This window comes from Armatimonadota bacterium, assembly GCA_039679645.1.
Taxonomy (GTDB): Bacteria; Armatimonadota; UBA5829; order UBA5829; family UBA5829; genus UBA5829.
The window spans coordinates 54,203-70,698 of the sequence record JBDKUO010000009.1 but is presented as its reverse complement, the minus strand read 5'-3'; the positions used below and the strand labels follow the sequence as shown (position 1 = coordinate 70,698).

Here is a 16,496-nt window from a genome sequence, read left to right as displayed (position 1 = left end):
GCCTTGGGGATTGCATATGAAGAAACGTATGTGGCACTTGGATACATTTCGAGGCATAGCGGTATTTCTGGTGCTGGGTGCGCACTGGGTGCCGAAGCCAGGGCATGGGCCGTTTTTTGTATACCAGCTTCAGAAAGTCTGGAAGATGAGCGCATGGGTAGCAGTGGATATGTTTTTCGTGCTGAGTGGCTTTCTGGTGTCGGGCTTGTTATTTAATGAATATAAGAAAAATGGTAATGTCCGTCTCAAACGTTTCTTCATCCGCCGGGCGTTCAAAATATATCCCGTATTCTACATATTCGTATTGGCTACCGTGCTGGTTCACTACATGCTGCATTTAGACGGTTCTCTTCCGTTCAGGTGGAGCGCAGTGCTTTGCGAGACGCTTTTTGTACAGAATTATGGAGCGCAATTGTGGTGGCACACTTGGTCACTCGGGGTGGAAGAGCATTTCTATATACTTTTGGGATTATACGTATATTGGCGTGCGCGGAGGAGTGCGGCAAACACCGATATTTTTGGAGCCATTAGGTGGATATACGCTGTGGTGGCTGTTGCGTGTATTCTTATGAGGGTCCAAAGAATTATGGCATTGCCGTATGATCCCAAGATACATTCAATGCCCACTCACTTGCGAATGGACGCTCTCATGTTCGGCGTGTGGTTTTCATATTACTACTACTTTCACAGGCAAGCTACGCTTGATGTGGTTCATAGATATCGGTATATTATTGTGGTCTGTGGCCTCGCCTTGCTTTCAACGAGTGCGATCTTTCCGGTGCATGTGCCATTTATGTATTCTGTTGGTCACACCCTGGTATATCTTGGATTTGGTGGTGTTCTCATCTATTTTGTTTGTGAACTTGCAGAATGCCCGAAGTTTCTCACAGCGGTCGTTGGCCCACTGGCATATATTGGGACGTGCTCCTATCCCATATATATTTGGCATGCTTCTCTCCTTGCCTGGTGGCTTCCAAAAATCGGGAGGTTTTATGGAATAGGCGGTTATTGGCAGTCGTTTTTCATATATGTAATTGGCAGTGTGGTTTGGGGAATCGTGGTTGCCAGGCTAGTGGAAATTCCGATGCTTAGTATCAGAGATACGTTGTTCCCATCGCTCAGCACTTCACTGTTTGGGGCAAAAACAAAATGATGACACACAAATGCGTTCTGCTGGTAGGCAATGGGCCCTATTCGAACCGCGGATGTGAGGCCATCGTTCGCGGCACAGTTGAGATATTGTCTAGGTCATTCCCACGCACACAATTTGTGTTGAGCAGCTTTGGGGATGCTGACTGCCTGGCTGACGCAAGAAATGAATCGGATAAAAGGATTGTTCACAAACCTCATAACGATTCATGGTTCAAGCGGTTTGATGCTGATTGGTGGCGCTATAGAGTGATCCATCGAGCTTCGCCAGTTTGGCAGAATGCTTTGGGTTTCCGTGTCGAATTTCAGGCTACCCGAAATGCATTGTGCGCATTGCAGATAGGAGGCGACAACTACACGCTCGACTATGGAAAACCGTTACATCACATGGCTTTGGACAAAGTCATGCTTGATTCGGGGATACCCGTTGTGCTGTGGGGTGCAAGCGTAGGTCCGTTTTCGACAGATTCGTCATTTGAGGAGACAATTGCCCGGCATTTGGGCAGGTTTGGATTGATCCTTGCCAGAGAGAGTGTCACATTCGATTACCTCTGCAAACTGGGACTGGGTGACCGCGTGAAACTTATGGCAGACCCTGCTTTTCTACTGCTGCCATCTTGCCCTGAGTTGTCATCACAGCTTCTTGAGTTTATCGACCGGCAGCCTATTGGCGTTAATATCAGTCCCTTGTTGGGCAAGTGTGTGGGTTTGAGTTACGATGCTTGGCTGTCAACAGCCCAAGAATGTATTAAGTCACTCATATCCGCAGATATGGGGCCAATACTGCTGATTCCTCATGTGATGCAGTCAGGAAACGATGACTATGCGTTTATGGAAGCAGTTCTCCAGGGTCTGGGAGAACCGACTGATCAAATAATGCTGGCTCCGCAAGGGCTGTGTGCGTCGGAATATAAATGGCTGATCTCACGGATGCGCGCGTTTGTAGGAGCCCGGACACATGCAACGATTGCCGCTTTTTCGACCTGTGTTCCGACACTCTCCATTTCATACAGCACCAAGTCTATTGGAATAAACAAAGATCTTTTTGGCTCAACCGACTGGGTTGTTCCAGTGTCTGAGTTGACACCGCGAGGTCTGTCGTCATTGATGTCGGACCTGCTTCAAGCGGAGAATGATGTTAAGGGCAGGCTTATTACCGTGGTCCCCGAAATGAAGCGGCGCGCTCTTATGGCGGGTGAGTATTTGGCGGCCCTGGTTAATGCTGAATGACTACTATGAGCAGAGTCAGTGTTATTATACCTACATACAATAGAGCTCGAATGCTGCGTCAGGCAATACAAAGCGTGCTCGACCAGACCTATCAGGATTTCGAGTTGATTGTGGTTGATGACGGCTCGACAGATAATACGCCCGATGTCGTTGCATCATTTTCCGACCCGCGTATAAGATATATCCGTCAGGTGAACCAGGAACGTTCCATGGCGAGAAACAACGGTGTGAATGCATCAAACGGCGAGTTTGTCTCGTTTCTCGATTCGGATGATGTTTGGCTGCCGCACAAACTGGCTATGCAAGTCGATCTGATGGATCGGTTTCCGGATGTGGTTCTGGTGTACGGGTCGGACGTTCATATGGATGAAAGAAACCATTTGCTGACTCCACACGATCTGTTAAATCAGAGCGACGAACCGGTGGTTAAGAATTTCAGTGACGATCTCTTATTGAGTTGTCCTCTGACCGCGGTGTCCATGCTGATGAGGCGCACTGAGTTTGACAGGACAGGCGGATTTGACCCTTCGCTCTCATTTTCGGAAGATTGGGATTTTTGGATTCGCGTTTCCGAACTTGGGCCGTTTTGCAGTGTTCAGGTTCCGGTCTCGGCAGTGCGGATTCACTCGGATCAGAGCATAAACAACTTGCCTGCTTTGCTGAAAGGAAGCCTTGCGGTGATAGAGAAGACGCGGCTTAGACGCTCGGAACTCGATAATAGTAACAGACTTGAGGCAGAGCTTTTTTCATATGCGGCATATGCTGCCAGGGCAGCGTATTGCAAGATGGAAATTGCGACTGAGTGGATTAAGGTCGCAATCGAACGATCAGCGGAATTGTGTGACGACAATGCCGTCCGCAGTGCATTTGTTGGTTGTGCTTTGGCTGATGTCTATTCCCTTAGTGACTATCGCACCAGAGCCGGATGGTTGAAGAACTGTGTACACTTAGTCAATTCATTGGGTGGGCATGAATCGGTTAGAGTATGGAGCGGTATGTTTTGGGGCGCCGCAGTGCATGCTTGCCGCGGCGTGGGCGATTATCGTACGGCTGTACGTGCATTCGTCAATTTGGTAATGTCCGGTGGCATATGTCATGTGGATCGCGGCGTGTTTGTCAGCGCAATGCGGTCTGCTGCGGCTTTGGTGATGAGCCCGTGCTCCAAAAGTGTGCCTCTGCCGTACCAGATCGAGATTGAGACTTATCTGTCAAAGCTTAGGGATATGTCCGCGGAGCATGAGGTGCCGGCATGAGCGGCATCAGCGTTATAATACCGGTATATAACTGCGAGAGGTTTATCCGCCATTCGATTGACTCGGCACTGAATCAGACGCTTGCTCCACAGGAAATAATCGTAATTGATGATGGTTCGGTGGATGATACCCCGAATATCGTTCGTTCGTATGGTGAGCGGGTTCGGTATATACGTACTGAAAACAGTGGGCATCCGTCAATTGCACGAAATGTCGGCATAGATGCCTCACATGGGGATATAATAGCTTTTTTGGACGCGGATGATGTTTGGCATCAGACAAAGTTATCTGATCAGATGGATATGTTCAACCGCATTCCTGACTTACAGATGGCCTATACGGACTACGAATGCATCGATGAGCACGGCAACTTGATACCTGATGCGGCTGTGGCAGACCGGTGTTTTATTAAAGATGGAAGAGTTATTCCGGATATTGATCAGACTGGCGACCTGGTCTGTCAACTGTTTCTGCGATGTTTTATTCAGACTTCTACTGTTGTCGTGCGAAAGCCTGCTCTGGACAGAGTTGGGCATTTTGACACCGGTTTAGTGTTTGTTGAAGATGCGGATCTATGGATGCGGTTGGCTTACAGCGGCTGTGTGGAAAGGTTTCCGGCAGTCAGGTCTAGTTATCGCGTTCACGCAGCGAACCTGAGCCACAGACGTCTGCAGGTTATGTTTGACAGCGTCAAGCGCCTTTCTGAAAAGACGCTCAAAATGGTTGCCGATGATCCAGTCAGGTCGGACTTCATTCGCCGAGCCACTAGGCTGGTTCTTGCATCAGCACTTGTCACCACGGCCTATGCACCGGTCGGCATATCTAGGTGCAATAGGGTTGCGTTGTTGTGTCGTGCTCTGCTGCATGATCCGCTAATGTGGAAAACTGAGCCTCACGTATGGAAGAATGCAATAAAGCTGGCTTTGGGTTTGAGTGTTGGGTTGCCTTCCGGCTGTGTGGACGGATCAAGAAAGTGTAAGAGTAATACGTCATGAGAGTGGCAGCATATCACAATCTGATGCACGGAGGAGCTTATCGGGCTGCTATGGAGCAGTTTACCCGTCTGGGAGATTGTGTCACTGATATATACACAAACTCGGATACGAGCTGTTCTATTGCTGCTAAAGTTCATTATTATCCCGTGAAACTGCGGCGGATTTTTCATTCGCCGTTTGGCAGGCTTAACGGCTTGGTCAATATTCATAATCTGGCCGAAATGGCAAAGTCGTGCAGGCAGATTGCAGCGGACATAGACGCTGGCGGTTATGATGTCGTCTTTGCACGCATCTGTCGAATAACTCAAACTCCGGCGCTGTTGAGATTCTTGAAAACCCCGGTTGTATATTACGCCGACGAGCCGTTCCGAGCGATGCACGAGGCGCTGTTGGCAGGCGGCCCTCACCCTTCATACAAAGATCCGGCCAGAATGCTCTACACAAGGGCTGCTGTGCAAAATGAGTATGCTGCGTTAACTTCGGCAAACACAGTGCTGTGCAACTCATATTACACCAGAGAATATATGCTGAGTACTTATGGAGTGAACGCCAAAGTGAATTATCTCGGCATAGACTCGGCTCTGTTTCACCCAACAGGGCAAGAAAAACAAAATTATGTGTTATCGGTCGGTCGGCTTTCTATGCTTAAGGGACACGAGTTTATTATTGAGAGCCTGGCACGCATAGATGAGTGTAACCGGCCAAGATTGCATATTGTGTATGCTCCGTATGATCCATATGAAGCTGAACTATGTGCAAAGGCCGAGGCGTTAGGAGTGAGGATCACTTTTCACTCGGATATAACCGATGACAGCCTTGTCGGATTATATAATTCTGCGATTTGCACTGTCTATGCGCCCGTGCTTGAGCCGTTCGGGCTGGTGCCATTGGAGTCAATGTCTTGCGGAACTCCTGTAGTCGGCATTTGCGAGGGTGGGGTGCGCGAAACAATTACGCATGGCGTCGACGGTTTTCTTGCAGAGCGTGACCCTGATGAGTTTGGAGGATACGTCGAAAGACTTGTTCGTGATCCTGACTTGGCTGATTCGATGGGCAAAGCCGGACGCGAGAGTGTTGCAAATAACTGGAGTTGGGATAAGTCCATCGCCCAGTTGCGAAGTATCTTGGAAGATGCGGCAGGTCTTTGATGAACGAGGCGATGTCTGTCAGCTTGATAGCAAATACGCACGAATATGGCGGCGCCGAGCGGTATCTCTATATGCTTGCACGGGGTTTGGGTGAGTGTGTAAGAGCCGTATATCTGCCTGGAGGTCCAGACTCACCTGCAATACGGCCTGTCCCGGATCACATTGGGGTCAAGAATCTACCTACAAACGGATTTGCCGTCAAGCCTGCAGATATAATTCGTTCTTTACGATTCTATCGAAAGGTGCAGACCGACATTTTGCACTTCAACTTGTGTCATCCGTGTGCTTCCACAGCAGACATCATTGCTGCAAGAATGGCGGGGAGAAGCAAGATCATTGTTACTACTCACCTTCCAACAATAGCACATACGGCAAAAGAAACAATCATGGACAGAGTCAGCTTGCGATATGCGCACCACATAATAACAGTGTGTGAGTCAGCGCGCGCATTTCTAATTGGGCGAGGATTGCCGGAGTCCAAAATCACAACAGTATATAATGGTGTCGAGGAACATATTACCTGTCCAGAGGTGGTCGCCAGGCTGCGTGAGGAGTTGTCGATCAACAGTAATGACATTGTTTTGGGCACTGTTGCGCGCCTTGAGAACCAAAAAGGCTTGGCTTATCTTTTACGCGCGCTCAGGTTGCTCCGGCAGCGCACATCGGCCCGCATAGTCTGGTGTTTGGTGGGTGACGGCAGTCAGTCAAATGAACTGAAAGATATGGCAGCCGATCTGGGAATATCTGACAGCGTTCGATTTTGCGGCTGGCGGAGTGATTCACGCGATTTGATGAGCGTGTTCGATGTGTTCGTTCTTCCATCACTTTTTGAGAGCTTTCCGTTTACAATTGTAGAAGCGATGATGGCGGGCAAGCCGGTTGTAGCTACTGATGTTGGAGGCGTTCGAGAAGCAGTTGACGATGGCAGGACCGGTGTGCTGGTTAGTCCGCGTGACCCCGAGGCATTGTATGCAGCACTGGCGGATTTGATCGGTTCACGCGAGAGAATGACTGTTCTCGGGAACGCTGGATATAAACGTGCGATGTCATCTTTCAGTCTTGACAAGATGATGTCCTCAACGCTTTCACTCTATCGATCGATTCTGCAGCCTGGAACTTGACTTAGGATGGCTTTGATGAAACTAAAAGATTGGTCTGTGGCGTTCTGTAAAAGACACTCAATGCTACGTAAAGCAGGATGGCTGGTGCTGGACGGAGTGGAATTCGCTTGCGATTTAATCGGCTATGTTCCGAGCCACCACGCCAGGTTGTTTTTTTACAGGTATGTGTTCCGCATCAAGATAGGCAAGAAGAGTTATATCCACTTCGGCTGTCGTTTCTATCAGCCGTGGAATATCGTGATCGGCGATCACTGTGTTATAGGTGATCACTGTTTCTTAGACGCCAGAGAAGGGATAACGATAGGCAATAATGTAAATATAGCTGGCGAGACTGCTATATTTACTTTACAGCACGACCCGAAGTGTCCACACTTCGGCGGCAAGGGTGGTCCTGTGGTGTTGCACGATTATGTGTTCACCGGTTCTAGAGCAATGATTTTGCCTGCAGTAGATGTAGGTGAGGGGGCTGGTATTGCAGCAGGTGCTGTGGTGTCAAAAGATGTGGCTGAATATGAGATAGTTGGTGGAGTTCCTGCACGAAAGATCGGCGAGCGATGTCGTGATCTCAAGTACGAACTCAACTGCGCGAAGGCATTTCATTGATACGGCGCACGGAGACTTATTGAATATACTGTTTATCTCGACCTGGTTTCCGTATCCTCAGGATAATGGGGCTCGGATACGAGTCTACAATTTGATAAAGGCGCTTTCGCGGCATCACAATGTATCACTGATCTCGGTACTTCAGGACGATTCGCGGGAGAACGATATTCGATACCTGTCGGATGTCTGTGATGTAGTCTCGTGTCACAGAAACCACTGGTATCCTTCAGGCCGTCTTGTCCGCCTCAAAGGGCTGTTTTCTCTGAGGCCCAGTTTTATGGTGAGCTCGCGAGATAAGCGTATGGAAGAGAGTGTGGCGCGCTGCATTGAGACTCTTAGGCCGGACATTATTGTGGCATCTCAGTTTGTGGCAATGGATTATGTGCCTCATAGAGTCGATTGCCCTGTGCTTTTCGAGGAGCTTGAAGTGGGTTGGCTGCACGGTCAATGCCGCAATGGTGGGCTCTTAGCGCGTATAAGCTGGCTTGCCCGCTACTATAAGTGGCGGTACTGTGTAAGCGATCTGCTCGCACGCTGTGATGCGTATACGTGTGTCTCCGAGCAGGAGAAGAAGTTGATAGCCGAATGCTATCAGTCCAGCAAAATGGGAATTGTGCTTCAAAATGCTATAGACCACTTCCATTATTCCCCAAACGAACGTGAGCCTATCGACGGCTATATGATATATAATGGCGCGCTGACTTATGGTGCGAACCGGGATGCTGTGAGCTATTATGTTCAAGAGATATATCCCATAGTGTCTAGGCTATCTCCTGGTGTTATGCTGCATGTTACGGGCAAATTGCCGTCTGAGGGGGTAGGGCAGATAGCAGATTGCCCCGGAGTGGAGCTGACCGGATATGTTGACGATATACGCTTTCCACTTCGGCGCAGCCAGATGTGCATTGTTCCACTCAGAGAAGGCGGTGGAAGCCGCATAAAAATACTTGAGGCAATGGCTGCAGGGATTCCTGTCGTGTCTACTTCTGTCGGAGCGGAGGGCTTGTGTGTTGAGAACGGTCAACATCTGCTTATTGCCGATACTGCCGAGGATTTTGCGTGCGCCATTGCGAGACTTCGCTCGGATCATTCATTATCGTCTATGCTTTCTGCCAACGCACGCCGACTTATTGAGGAGAACTATTCGTGGTCAGCGGTTGGTGAACGTTTTTGCAACTTAATTGACTCTATGGTTCACAAAAACATGGAACAACCTATTTTGTAGTGGGCTGCACATCACCTTGTTTGGTTCATTATTGAGAAATCATTGTAAAATATGAAATATAAAAAGACAGAAACCCGTCAGGAATCAGGCGGCTTCCGAGAAGAACAGCAGTGGACCCCGGAGCGCATATCTGCGGTAACGCGGAATACTCTTGTTATACTATTATTTGGGGTGTTCTTAGGGTTATTTACAGCCGCTGTCAATTTGTATTATGTTGCGGCAGCCATTTTTGGAGCGGTCCTTGTATTTGTGACTGCATGGCATTTTGAGGCTGCTATTGCACTGTACGTTTTGGTCGCATTTATTCCATGGGGCGAGACGCCGGACCTGGCTGTTGGTGGTTCAGGTGTGGGCAAAGGGGTGTTCATCAGCGAAATCATGCTGGGCTTTTTGCTTGTGGTATGGGCAGGCAAATATTTCCTGAGATCATTGCCCAAAATGCGCATATCATCCGGCTTTTATGTGCCGATGGCGCTCTATTTGGCATATTGCGTGCTGAATGTGGTGAATTCGCTTTTGTTTTGGGATGTGCATGTCAATAAGATGTTTCAGAAACCCCAGGTGAATGTAATCGAACTTGGTTTGCATGTTTTGAGTGCCGGCGCACTGATTATGATCGCCACATCAGTCAGCAATCGCAAGTGGTTGAGAATAATCACTCTGTCTCTAATTGCCGCTTGTAGCTACAATCTTTTTAACACCGCAATCGGCAACCGCATACCGCTCGAGGCTCCATGGTCATCTCTATTAATTGTAATGACAGCCAGCTATTGTTGTGCTGTGGCTTTACATACACGGCAGTGGAATGCGAAACGAATTGGCTGCCTGGCTGTTGTGGCATTGTCGATTGTCATCGTTGTTGTGCTCGGAATATCCTGGGTATCAGGATGGCTTGCTATGTTGGCGGCGTTGGGGACTGTAGTGTTTCTAAGCAACCGTAAGTTGTTTTACGTGACAGCAGTATGCGTCTCAATCATTATACTGGTTGCATGGCCATTTCTGCATGCAAATGTTGTGGAGCAATCTAAAACCGAGGGCGATTTTGACCGCTTCAGCCTGATGAATAGTGCAATGAAATATGCCACTACATTTCCTTTGGGTGTCGGCTTGGGCAATTACCGCACTTACAATTCTTTTTACTATGGAGAGAAATGGGGTACAACAACTTACTCTTCCGCACATGGCACGTATTCTCAGCACCTGGCGGAGACCGGCATTCCGGGCACCGTTCTGTTTTTGGGCATCCTGGTGCAGGGGTTTCTCTGGCTGAAAAAGAATTATCACAGGATCTCAGATTCTTTTTCCAGGGCGTATATTCTGGCAGCAATGGGGCAGATGGTCGGCATTTCAGCAGCTGCGATTTTGGGAGATTACATCATCCCGACATATCATAACGGTGGTTTGATCACTTTCTCGACGACGGTTTATTCTTGGCTGATATGGGGACTGGCCGTGGCGCACGTACGGCTGGCGGGTACGTCAGGTTCGGAGTGCTTATGAAATACTTCTACGACAATTTAATATATCCAATATCGGACGCAGCACTTTCTCGAATTGAAAATGCTGCCGATGAACTGAAGGGTACGCTGTGCTCTTTGAATTTATCGGAGTTGCCCGTTTCTGGATACTGCTCTGAGAGCTTTTCCGAGTATGTGCGGAACTATGACGAGCGGGTCATGCGTTTTACCTATGAGATTGCTTTAGCATCGGCGGGTGTGGAGGATCAAATTGAGCGAATGTCGTTTGTCGACCACGGTGGCGGCACGGGGATTACCTCGCTGCTTGCCAAAAGCATTGGTTTCGGCAACGTGATTTACAATGACATTTGCGATGAGTCTTGTCGTGACGCTCAGACTATTGCGGACGCTGTCGGCTTGCGTGCGGATCAATATGTGTGCGGAGACATCGACCAACTGGCCGGTGTTTTACGCAATATAAGACCGGAATATTGCGTATTGATATCGAATGAGGTCATCGAGCATATATATGACATCGAGAGTTTTCTCTGTGAGTGCTGCCATCTTACTGACGGCTTCATTCGTTTTGTTATGGCAACCGGTGCAAATCCGTTCAATTGGTTGGTTCGGCGCAGGCTGATGAAGCATCAACACCGGGTTGAAAACTATGATCGCGATCCTGATCCTGGGTTAAGAGATGCTGATTGTTCAAAGGCATTTGTTCGTGAGCGCGAGTCCATTATCAAGACATATCTGACCCAACTCGACCGTACCATGGATGATAGCAAACTGGCGGTATTGGCGCGTCGGACTCGCGGACTGGCGATGGATGACATAAAAGCAGCGGTGGACAATCTTTTGGATACCGGCAAGATGCCTAACGGGCTGCAGCATCCCACCAATACATGTGACCCCTATAGTGGAAATTGGGCGGAGCATCTGATGGACCCGTATGAACTTGGCAAAACCCTTGTTTCGCAGGGCTTTGAGTTTGATGTTTTGTGCGGTTACTGGAGGCTTGGGTCAAATCCGGCCAGGCGGGCACTATGCGGACTGCTTAATAAAGCTATAACGTTGATGAACAACCGGTCTGCGTTGGCCGTATCACCATATTATGTACTTACAGGTACAAGATTGCCATCAAATCTAGGCTCTGCCGGCAGGTGTTAAAGTACTATGGATCTGTCTATTTCGATAGTCAGTTGGAATACACGCGACATTTTGGACGCCTGCCTGAAATCCGTATATAGTCATGCCGGGTCGATCGATTTTGAGGTCATCGTTGTTGACAATGCATCTTCCGACGGTTCCGTCGAGATGGTCTCGAATCGTTATCCGGAGGTAAAAGTTATAGTAAATCACTCTAATGTCGGGTTTGCGTCTGCAAACAATCAGGCATACGGCATTTCGAGTGGCGACTTCTTTATGTTGCTTAATTCTGATACTATTGTTCAGTCAAGCCTTGAGAGTGTGGTCAATTTTCTACGCAATAACCCGTCGATTGGAGTGGCCGGTTGTCATTGCCTAAATGCTGACGGCAGTTTGCAGCAGAACTGGTATGATTATTATCCATCTATCTGTTGGGAGTTGCTGCCGGAATCGATGCGTTTGGCGGCCTACAAACTCATTTATAATCGATCTGTGGACGAGACCTTTGATACCAAATGGATTGGCGGGCAGTGCATGACGCTAAGACGTGCTTGTATTGAGCAGGTTGGCTCAATGGATGAGGGATACTTTATGTATTCCGAGGAGACCGATTGGTGTTACAGAATTAGAAGACGAGGCTGGAGGATTTGTCATTGGCCGGGTCTTACCATTACTCACTTCGGCGGGCAGAGCACTAGGCAGATGGCAGATAAAATGCTGGTGCAGCTCTATAGGAGCAAGACAAACTTTATGCGGCGTCATTACGGCAGGGTTTATGCTTCTGCATTCAAGTTTTTACTGATGCTGAGGACCGGGGTGTTACTCTGCGCTGTCGGCTTGCGTTCGGCTTTATCCGGTGATTTGCGACGCCCAAGGTCGATTTTCGGTTTGCTAAAGGAAACTGTACGGCTGTAGGCTTTATGGGAGGGAGTGTATATATGAAAGCAATAATGCGTTGCTGCCAGGTTCTTTTCGTATTATTGATTGGTCTAATAGTATCAACACCGGCTCACTGCACTCCATCTGTGCACAATTTGCAACTGTCGACCGAGAGTGTTGGCCTGTATGATGTTATTGAGTTGTCGGCAGAGATTGATACTACGGCTACCAATCCATATTGGCCATACGATGAATCTCCTCCTGCGGGAATCAATGCAAAGGCAGGAGTTACTGTCGACGGTCTTTTTTCAAATGACGACTGGGCTACGACCATTGTAGTGCCTGGTTTCTATTATCAGGATTGCGAACGACAGTTGGTTACCGGCGATGGCTCCAACTTTCTGGATGAGTCCATAACCCCGGTCGGCAGTCCATTGTGGCTTATAAGGTTTGCACCTACTATAACCGGAACGTGGAAGTGTAAAATTCGCGTTACCGACTCCGGCGGTACCACCATCAGCAGTGAATCCTCGTTTGTATGTGTATCATCAACTAACCACGGCCTTGTTCAAGTGAGCGAGATGGACCCGCGGTATTTTTGTTTGTCTGACGGCACAGTGCTCTCGGGACCAGGAATGAACTTGCCTGACATCAAGACAACATACCTCGCCGATTCATTGCTTCAGACGTGTGGTGACAACGATGTAAAGATAGTGCGTGTTATGTTTACGAACATTCAGTGGCAGACACCGTTCGGGTTATCAAGCTGGAACGCGATATGGAACTTCTGTCTATCCCTGTCGAACACAGGTGGGTTTAAGCCTTCAGACAGATATTGCGCAAGTGTGGCTGCGGGGGCGAATACATTTCAGAGAGTATACCTTGGCAGCGGCGCGTTATACAGACTCACAGGTCATATCCGCACATCGGGCATTACCGGGACCGGTGCATACTTCTACATCAATAACGTAAAGAGCACCAATCTTACCGGCGATAATGACTGGCAGACGATCACTTTGGATTACACACCTGCATCAAGTGCTCAAATTTCGATCGGCTGCCGCAATGAAGGGTCTGCGGGGATCGCCTATTTTGACGATATTTCCCTCAAGAAGTCAACGGACGGTGGAGTGACCTGGTCTGGTGACTATCTGTCCAAGGGGGATTTCGACGCTCAGAACTATGTGGATCAAATAAACGCATGGAAAATAGACCACATATACTCAGCCGCCAAAAATGACGGAGTCTACATTAAGGCGGTAATGCTGGAAAAGGCTGATTATACACTCGGCTGCATAAATCCTGACGGCACAACCGGGTCTTATTCCGTCAGCAATGTGTATGCCTCAACAACCCATCCTTCACGCTGGCTGCAGAAAGCCTGGTGGCGGTATATGGTTGCCCGCTGGAGTTGTTATGCGTCCATGCACTCATGGGAGTTTTGCAATGAGGGAGACCCATTCGATGCTAGCCACTATGATGCCGCAAATGCAATGGCCGACTTTGTTCACTCGATTAGTCCCAACAAGTCTCTGTGTGCAACATCATTTTGGCACTCCATCCCGATGGAGTTTTGGAAATCGTCTTCCTGTGATTACCTGGATTGTCACGAGTACATAGGTCCTCGAGTCTTCAGCCACGGTCCACGAGTGTATGGCGCTTTGGACGGGATATCTGCTTTGCCCTCATCCAGTAGTGCGGGAACAATAGAATTCGATGCCGCTGAGCATCACAATGGTGTGCAATCACTCAAACTAACCCCTCAACCGAGCACTGGTCCTGGTGTGTTTCAATACTTGCCCGGTGGAGCGTATCATGTCGGCATTAATCCTTCGCACAGCTACACAGTCCGTTTTTGGGCCAAGGCTGACAATGTCTCAAATCCCATAAACACAGTGCATCCAGGCATATATCTGGTCTGGTCAAAAGCATATCACGAAAATGATTTTGTTGCACAGACCTGGATATCAGCGGATTATGGAACCTATAGCTGGACATGCTTTACTCAGAAGGGTATTGTTCCTGCTTCAGCGGCAAATACTGCAACGATATATCCGATGTGTACAAGGCAGGCTTCAGGTTCAAGCCACTTTTGGATTGACGACATCGAATTTATAGATGAGACCACTGGTGAGAATCTGTTTTTTGACGGCGGCTTCGAGTCTGAGCGCATCGATAATGATACTGCCGCGGCAACCTTAAAATTCGGCAGGCTGTTGCGTAGCTATGCCGGCAGAATCTCGAAGCCTTGTGTGTGGGGCGAGACGGGAATTGATGGCACTAATGAACTTGGCTCGCCATATAAAGGCTACACCTTTGATGATGAGAATCAGCACTTGGTCGACGATCTTGATGTCATTCACCTGAAGAAAATGATATGGGCCCACTGCGGCGCGCAGTGCCCAACTATGCTCTATTATTGGAATGACAACATATCCAGAAAGAACAAGTGGAACTATTTTAGGGCGTTCCAAAGCTTCATTTCAGGCATTCCTTTGGCAAATTCCCATTACGTGGATGCATCGGCCAGTGTTTCGAATACCAGCATCCGCGCGATTGGTCAAAAAGACCTTACAAACAACTGCGCCCACATATGGGTCGATAATATCCCATACAACTGGAAGAATGTAGTGGACGGAGTAAGTGTCGCTCAAGCGACGGGTGATGTCACGATATCCGGTTTTAAGAACGGGGAATATGTCATCGAGAAGTGGAATACATCCACCGGCGCAATCGATTCCACGGGTGCTTATACGTGCAGTGATGGAAACATAACAATTCATGTCGACAGCCTGGTTTCGGATGCGGCCTATAAGATATATCTCAAGCCGGCCAAGATCGACTTGCGAGTGATCGTGCCGTCGGCGCAAGTTATTCCAGGTCAGGCTGTTACCATCACTGTAGAATATACAAACAGTGGGTCAACTGACGCACACAATGTAACGATTTCTGCTCGAGTTCCGGCTGAAATGGACTACGTTTCTGGAAGCGCAGAAAAATCCGGCGGCACGTTGAACGCGCAGACAGGATATGTAAGTTGGGTTATTGATTATTTACCGGCTCAACAGACCGGAACAAGAACATTCAGTGCGGTTGTGCACTGAAGTGTAAAGGGAGATTATGAACAGACAATGTTGTCCACTTTGTGGGTCTACCGACTATATGCAGCTTTACCGTTCAAAGAAGTCACCTGGCCCTTTGGTGAAATGTGCATCTTGTGACTTTCTTTTTATATGCCCAATAGAAGATACTAAAGCACTAATTGAAGATGGACCTGTTCTTAGTGGGCAGCCAATAGATCTACTGAATAGTTCAGACCTTTCCCACCTTACACAGTGGGAAAAGTCATTGATCAGCAATTATATGAGTGAGGAGTACGCGAAGAGAAAAAACGCTCAGTCTGCTTTGCAGAGAATAAGCTGCACAATTTCGCCTCCCGGTCGGCTGCTTGACATTGGGTGTTTTTGCGGAGTGTTCCTGGATGTTGCCGGCCAAGCTGGTTGGACTTGTCAGGGTGTCGAACCGTTACTGGGGCCATCAATTTATGCCCGTAGTCATTATGGACTGAATGTAGTCACTAATACTTTAAGCGAGGATACATTCGAACAGGGTAGTTTTGATGTAATTACCAGTTTTCAGGTGTTTGAGCATTTAGTCGATCCTGTGCGCGAGTTGCGTATAATCAACAGTCTGCTTAAACCTGGTGGAATAGTGGTGATTGAGGTTCCTAACTTAAGTGTTTTTGCGGCTAAGCTCTTCAGGGGATATCACAGGCACTTTGTGAAAGACCATCTTAATTTCTTTAATCGCCGAACGCTGGAAAAGGCTCTTGAGGACAGTGGTTTTTTACCTGTTGATTTGTGGTATCCGTCAAGGCTGATGACTGCGGAGCATTTATTGGGATGGCTAAGACGGCTGACTGGTAATGCCGGTTCGGCTAGTCACGATGAAAATCTTTCCCGTGAACCTCGTGCCTCAGGGTTCATTAAGCTGAATTTCAGAGACATTATTGCAGTCGTTGCTCGAAAAAACATAGATGCTTAGGGCATTTGTGCTCGGTCCGCCGGTTAGGATTTGCCGTTTGTCGGCTATTTTCGTGAGCATAGGTCTGCAAATGCTTCGGCACATTGTTGCAGCATGATTCCAATGTGTTAACGTGTGTATTTGTGACAAATTCCCTTCCTGATCCCATAAACGTTTCGCTTTGAATGCTGCTTTTCGATCTGATACTCTCTTGTTTACCGTGCTTTCGTGGCATATTACAGAAAAGAAATGCCTCAGCGAAAA

General features: G+C 48.3%; 13 protein-coding genes. All 13 read left to right on the top strand.

All coding sequences use genetic code 11. The annotated features are described in order from the left end of the window. Positions 1–16: 16 nt before the first annotated feature. The 13 genes from ABFD83_01715 to ABFD83_01655 all read left to right on the top strand — a co-directional run bounded on the left by ABFD83_01715 (position 17) and on the right by ABFD83_01655 (position 16,253). On the top strand, positions 17–1,153 hold the full coding sequence (locus ABFD83_01715; GenBank protein ID MEN6355782.1) for an acyltransferase: 1,137 nt from the start codon (positions 17–19) through the stop codon (positions 1,151–1,153). Next, on the top strand, positions 1,150–2,379 hold the full coding sequence (locus tag ABFD83_01710; GenBank protein MEN6355781.1) for a polysaccharide pyruvyl transferase family protein: 1,230 nt from the start codon (positions 1,150–1,152) through the stop codon (positions 2,377–2,379). Before ABFD83_01715 ends, ABFD83_01710 begins: the two co-directional genes overlap by 4 nt. 5 nt (positions 2,380–2,384) lie before the next feature. Next, the gene (locus tag ABFD83_01705; protein MEN6355780.1) at positions 2,385–3,632 is read left to right on the top strand and encodes a glycosyltransferase; all 1,248 of its coding nucleotides are present in this window, start codon (positions 2,385–2,387) and stop codon (positions 3,630–3,632) included. Continuing rightward, the gene (locus tag ABFD83_01700) at positions 3,629–4,627 is read left to right on the top strand and encodes a glycosyltransferase (protein ID MEN6355779.1); all 999 of its coding nucleotides are present in this window, start codon (positions 3,629–3,631) and stop codon (positions 4,625–4,627) included. The genes ABFD83_01705 and ABFD83_01700 overlap by 4 nt, the downstream gene beginning before the upstream one ends. Next, the gene (locus ABFD83_01695) at positions 4,624–5,775 is read left to right on the top strand and encodes a glycosyltransferase family 4 protein (GenBank protein ID MEN6355778.1); all 1,152 of its coding nucleotides are present in this window, start codon (positions 4,624–4,626) and stop codon (positions 5,773–5,775) included. Before ABFD83_01700 ends, ABFD83_01695 begins: the two co-directional genes overlap by 4 nt. After that, positions 5,775–6,896 carry a glycosyltransferase family 4 protein gene (locus ABFD83_01690; protein MEN6355777.1) on the top strand — a complete coding sequence of 374 codons (1,122 nt, stop codon included), beginning with the start codon at positions 5,775–5,777 and terminating at the stop codon, positions 6,894–6,896. Before ABFD83_01695 ends, ABFD83_01690 begins: the two co-directional genes overlap by 1 nt. Before the next feature lie 15 nt (positions 6,897–6,911). Then, complete coding sequence (locus ABFD83_01685) at positions 6,912–7,499, top strand: acyltransferase (GenBank protein ID MEN6355776.1); 588 nt, start codon at positions 6,912–6,914, stop codon at positions 7,497–7,499. A gap of 19 nt (positions 7,500–7,518) precedes the next feature. Further along, complete coding sequence (locus tag ABFD83_01680) at positions 7,519–8,724, top strand: glycosyltransferase family 4 protein (protein ID MEN6355775.1); 1,206 nt, start codon at positions 7,519–7,521, stop codon at positions 8,722–8,724. Between the two features lie 51 nt (positions 8,725–8,775). Beyond that, a complete protein-coding gene (locus ABFD83_01675) occupies positions 8,776–10,224 on the top strand; it encodes an O-antigen ligase family protein (GenBank protein ID MEN6355774.1) in 1,449 nt (482 codons plus the stop codon). Continuing rightward, positions 10,221–11,351, top strand: a complete 1,131-nt coding sequence (locus tag ABFD83_01670) for a methyltransferase domain-containing protein (GenBank protein MEN6355773.1) — start codon at positions 10,221–10,223, stop codon at positions 11,349–11,351. The genes ABFD83_01675 and ABFD83_01670 overlap by 4 nt, the downstream gene beginning before the upstream one ends. Positions 11,352–11,357: 6 nt before the next feature. Then, entirely contained in the window at positions 11,358–12,245 is an 888-nt protein-coding gene (locus ABFD83_01665; GenBank protein ID MEN6355772.1) for a glycosyltransferase family 2 protein, read from the top strand. Positions 12,246–12,268: 23 nt separating this feature from the next. Further along, positions 12,269–15,313, top strand: coding sequence for a hypothetical protein (locus ABFD83_01660; protein ID MEN6355771.1), 3,045 nt, complete (start codon positions 12,269–12,271; stop codon positions 15,311–15,313). A 244-nt stretch (positions 15,314–15,557) separates the two neighbouring features. Next, positions 15,558–16,253 carry a class I SAM-dependent methyltransferase gene (locus ABFD83_01655; protein ID MEN6355770.1) on the top strand — a complete coding sequence of 232 codons (696 nt, stop codon included), beginning with the start codon at positions 15,558–15,560 and terminating at the stop codon, positions 16,251–16,253. Positions 16,254–16,496: the final 243 nt, after the last annotated feature.

What these genes read in the sequence shown, in the direction of transcription:
- ABFD83_01715 (MEN6355782.1), top strand. Translation starts at nt 17, where the DNA reads ATGAAGAAACGTATGTGGCACTTGGATACATTTCGAGGCATAGCGGTA.
- ABFD83_01710 (MEN6355781.1), top strand. Translation starts at nt 1,150, where the DNA reads ATGATGACACACAAATGCGTTCTGCTGGTAGGCAATGGGCCCTATTCG.
- ABFD83_01705 (MEN6355780.1), top strand. Translation starts at nt 2,385, where the DNA reads ATGAGCAGAGTCAGTGTTATTATACCTACATACAATAGAGCTCGAATG.
- ABFD83_01700 (MEN6355779.1), top strand. Translation starts at nt 3,629, where the DNA reads ATGAGCGGCATCAGCGTTATAATACCGGTATATAACTGCGAGAGGTTT.
- ABFD83_01695 (MEN6355778.1), top strand. Translation starts at nt 4,624, where the DNA reads ATGAGAGTGGCAGCATATCACAATCTGATGCACGGAGGAGCTTATCGG.
- ABFD83_01690 (MEN6355777.1), top strand. Translation starts at nt 5,775, where the DNA reads ATGAACGAGGCGATGTCTGTCAGCTTGATAGCAAATACGCACGAATAT.
- ABFD83_01685 (MEN6355776.1), top strand. Translation starts at nt 6,912, where the DNA reads ATGAAACTAAAAGATTGGTCTGTGGCGTTCTGTAAAAGACACTCAATG.
- ABFD83_01675 (MEN6355774.1), top strand. Translation starts at nt 8,776, where the DNA reads ATGAAATATAAAAAGACAGAAACCCGTCAGGAATCAGGCGGCTTCCGA.
- ABFD83_01670 (MEN6355773.1), top strand. Translation starts at nt 10,221, where the DNA reads ATGAAATACTTCTACGACAATTTAATATATCCAATATCGGACGCAGCA.
- ABFD83_01665 (MEN6355772.1), top strand. Translation starts at nt 11,358, where the DNA reads ATGGATCTGTCTATTTCGATAGTCAGTTGGAATACACGCGACATTTTG.
- ABFD83_01660 (MEN6355771.1), top strand. Translation starts at nt 12,269, where the DNA reads ATGAAAGCAATAATGCGTTGCTGCCAGGTTCTTTTCGTATTATTGATT.